The 3,180-nt window shown below is 68.5% G+C and carries 2 protein-coding genes and 1 pseudogene; all 3 read right to left on the bottom strand.

Annotated features, from left to right (window positions below):
* A partial coding sequence (locus AC3A6J_RS27940) for an MCP four helix bundle domain-containing protein (protein ID WP_487863261.1) occupies positions 1-1,118 on the bottom strand: 1,118 nt, incomplete at its 3' end.
* 36 nt (positions 1,119-1,154) lie between these two features.
* The gene (locus tag AC3A6J_RS27935; protein ID WP_487863260.1) at positions 1,155-2,879 is read right to left on the bottom strand and encodes a methyl-accepting chemotaxis protein; all 1,725 of its coding nucleotides are present in this window, start codon (positions 2,877-2,879) and stop codon (positions 1,155-1,157) included.
* A 19-nt stretch (positions 2,880-2,898) separates the two neighbouring features.
* Positions 2,899-3,180 (bottom strand): annotated as a pseudogene (locus tag AC3A6J_RS27930) (methyl-accepting chemotaxis protein); the annotation flags it as partial.

Raw genomic sequence — 3,180 nt, 5'->3', positions numbered from 1 at the left:
TTGGTCTGGAACGCAATCCCGTCGATCACGCCGATGATGTCGACGATCTTGCGCGACGAGGCATTGATCGAGGCCATCGTGTCGACCACCTGGCCGACCACACCGCCGCCCTTGACGGCCACTTCCGAGGCCGAGAGCGCGAGCTGGTTGGCCTGGCGGGCGTTGTCGGCGTTCTGCTTGACGGTGCTCGTGAGTTCTTCCATGGAGGCGGCCGTCTGCTCGAGCGAGCTGGCCTGTTCCTCGGTGCGCGACGAGAGATCCTGGTTGCCCGCGGCGATCTGGCCCGAGGCGGTGGCGATGGCATTGGTGCCCTGGCGAACTTCGCTCACCACCTTGGCGAGGCTCTCGTTCATGTGCTTGAGCGCCTGCATGAGCTGGCCGGTCTCGTCGCGTGAATCGGCCTGGATGTTCGCGCTGAGGTCGCCGCTGGCCACCGTCTCGGCGACGGTGACGGCATGCGCCAGCGGGCGGGTCACGCTGCGCGCGATCAGCCAGGCGCAGAGCGCGCCGATCAGCAGCGTGAGCGCCGTGAGCACGATGCGCAGGTTGAAGCTGCGATCGTTTGCGGCGTCGATGCGCTGGCTCATCTCGTCGATGGCGTTGCGTTCGAGCGCCAGCAGGTCGAGCACGCGCGTTTCGTAGGCCTTGGCGGCCGGCTGGAACACGTCCTTGAAGACCTTCTCGGCCTCGCCGGGCACGCCGCCGGCCTTGGCCTTCTGCACCGCGTCCTTGGCGGACTGGTACTTGGCGCGCAGCTCGACGATGTTCTTGTAGGTCGACTTCTCGAGGTCGGTGACCAGCAGCGCCTCGACCTTGGCCATGGTCTCGCCGCCCTTCTTCACGCTGTCGGAGATGACGTCGGCAAAGGTGACGGGCAGGGTCTCGTCGGTGGTGCGCGCGATCATCGCGGTGCGTGCAATGGCCGAGTAGGTCAGCACGTACCAGTCGGAGATCAGCCGCTCTTTCGCGAGCGGGCTGCGCATCATCTGCCGCGTGGCCTCGGCGTTGCTGCGGGCGGTCATCAGCGCGTAGGCGGCAGACACCAGGGTAAGGGCGAGCACCAGGCCGAAGCCGATGGCCAGGCGCGTCCCGATGCGTGTGTTGGAAAGAAAGTTCATGGTGGATGTTCGTGAGAAAAAACGGAGGGCCCGGGTTCAGAACTCGGTCCAGTCGCCCGCGGTGCCGCGGGCGAGGGCCAGGGGCGCCGCGGAGGCGATGGCCTCTTTCGGCGGACGCGGCTTCATCGCCGGACGGCGCAGCGGCGCCTGCGCCTGCACCGGCTCGACGTGCACCGGCTGTGCGCCGGCTTCGAGCCGGAACACGCTCACCGCATCGACCAGGCTGGCGGCCTGCTCCTGCATCGACTGCGCCGCAGCCGCGGCCTCTTCGACCAGCGCCGCGTTCTGCTGCGTCACCTGGTCCATCTGCGCGATCGCCTGGTTCACCTGCTCGATGCCCGTGCTCTGCTCTTGGCTCGCCGCGGTGATCTCGCCGATGATGTCGGTCACGCGCCGGACGCTGCCGACGATCTCTTCCATCGTCTTGCCGGCCTCGCCCACGAGTGCACTGCCCCGGTCGACCTTGCCGACCGAGTCGTCGATCAGGCCCTTGATCTCCTTGGCCGCCGCGCCCGAGCGCTGCGCCAGGCTGCGCACTTCCGAGGCCACCACGGCGAAGCCGCGGCCCTGTTCGCCTGCACGTGCCGCTTCGACCGCCGCATTGAGCGCCAGGATGTTGGTCTGGAACGCGATGCCGTCGATCACGCCGATGATGTCGACGATCTTGCGCGACGAGGCATTGATCGAGGCCATCGTGTCGACCACCTGGCCGACCACGTCGCCGCCCTTGACGGCCACTTCGGAGGCCGAGAGCGCGAGCTGGTTGGCTTGGCGGGCGTTGTCGGCGTTCTGCTTGACGGTGCTCGTGAGCTCTTCCATCGACGCCGCCGTCTGTTCGAGCGAACTCGCCTGCTCCTCGGTGCGCGACGAGAGATCCTGGTTGCCCGCGGCGATCTGGCCCGAAGCGGTGGCGATGGCGTCGCTCGCGCCCTTGATGCGCGTCACGACGTGCGTGAGCTGGTCCTGCATGCGCCCGATCGAGAACAGCAGGCTGCCGCTGCGCGCGGATTTCGCCTGCACCGCCTGGGTCAGGTCGCCGGCCGCGATCCGGCCGACCGCCTCGGCCGCGTAGCCGGGCTCGCCGCCGAGCTGCCGCGACAACAGGCGGGCCACGAGCACGCCGAGGCCCACGCTGATCACGATGCCGGCCAGCGCCATCAGCGCCATCAGCAGCCGCGAGGTCTCGAAGGTGCTCGCAGCGGCTTCCATGCTGTCGCGCGCATGCTGGTCGCTGTAGGCGACCATGCTCTGCAGCACCTTCTCGAGGGCGCGCGATTCCTTCAGCAGGGCTTCGCTCTCCTGCGGCACGCTGCCTTCGAACTGCGAGCTGTCGAGCGACTGCTTGCCGATGAGGTCCGCGAAATCGGACAGGTGCTTCTTGAGCGGCGGCATCAGGCGCTGGTATTGCGCGACCAGTTCGCGGCCTTCGGGCGCCTGCTCGAGCATCGGCTGCGCCTCGGCCACGCTGGCCTCGACGCCCTTCACGGCATTGCCGAGTTCGGCAAAGCCGCGGTTGCGCTCGCCCTTGGTGCCGGCAGACAGCAGGCTCATCTGGGCCCGGCTCGCGTCGAGCAGGTGGATGTTCGCTGCCTGCACCGCCTTGATGGCGCGCAGGTCGTCGTTGTAGAGGCTTTCAGTCGACGCATTGATGCGCCCCATCTGGAAGATGCCGAGACCGCCGAGCGCGGCCCCCACGGCCGCGACCACGAGAAAACTGAGGATCAGCCTCGTGGCCACACGAAGCGACTGGAACCATTTCATTTTTGTTGTCCTGGGTGGGTTAGAACTCGGTCCAGTCGCCCGCACCGGCGGCCGTCGCCGCGGCGAGCCTGGGCTGCGGCACCGCGCGGGGTGCGGACGCGGCGCGGGCGGGCGCCTTCAATGCGGGGGCGGCCTTGCGCTGCGGCAGCGCCGGCTGCGGCTTGGCCTGCAGCTGCGCGAGCGCGGGCGAGGCCTCGCCGCCATCGAGCCGGAACACGCTCACGGCCTGCACGAGGCTCGCGGTCTGTTCCTGCATCGATTGCGCGGCAGCCGCAGCCTCTTCGACCAGTGCCGCGTTCTG

It is taken from the genome of Variovorax sp. Soil_C_39 (assembly GCF_057656815.1).
This window is presented reverse-complemented; position numbering and strand designations above follow the sequence as displayed.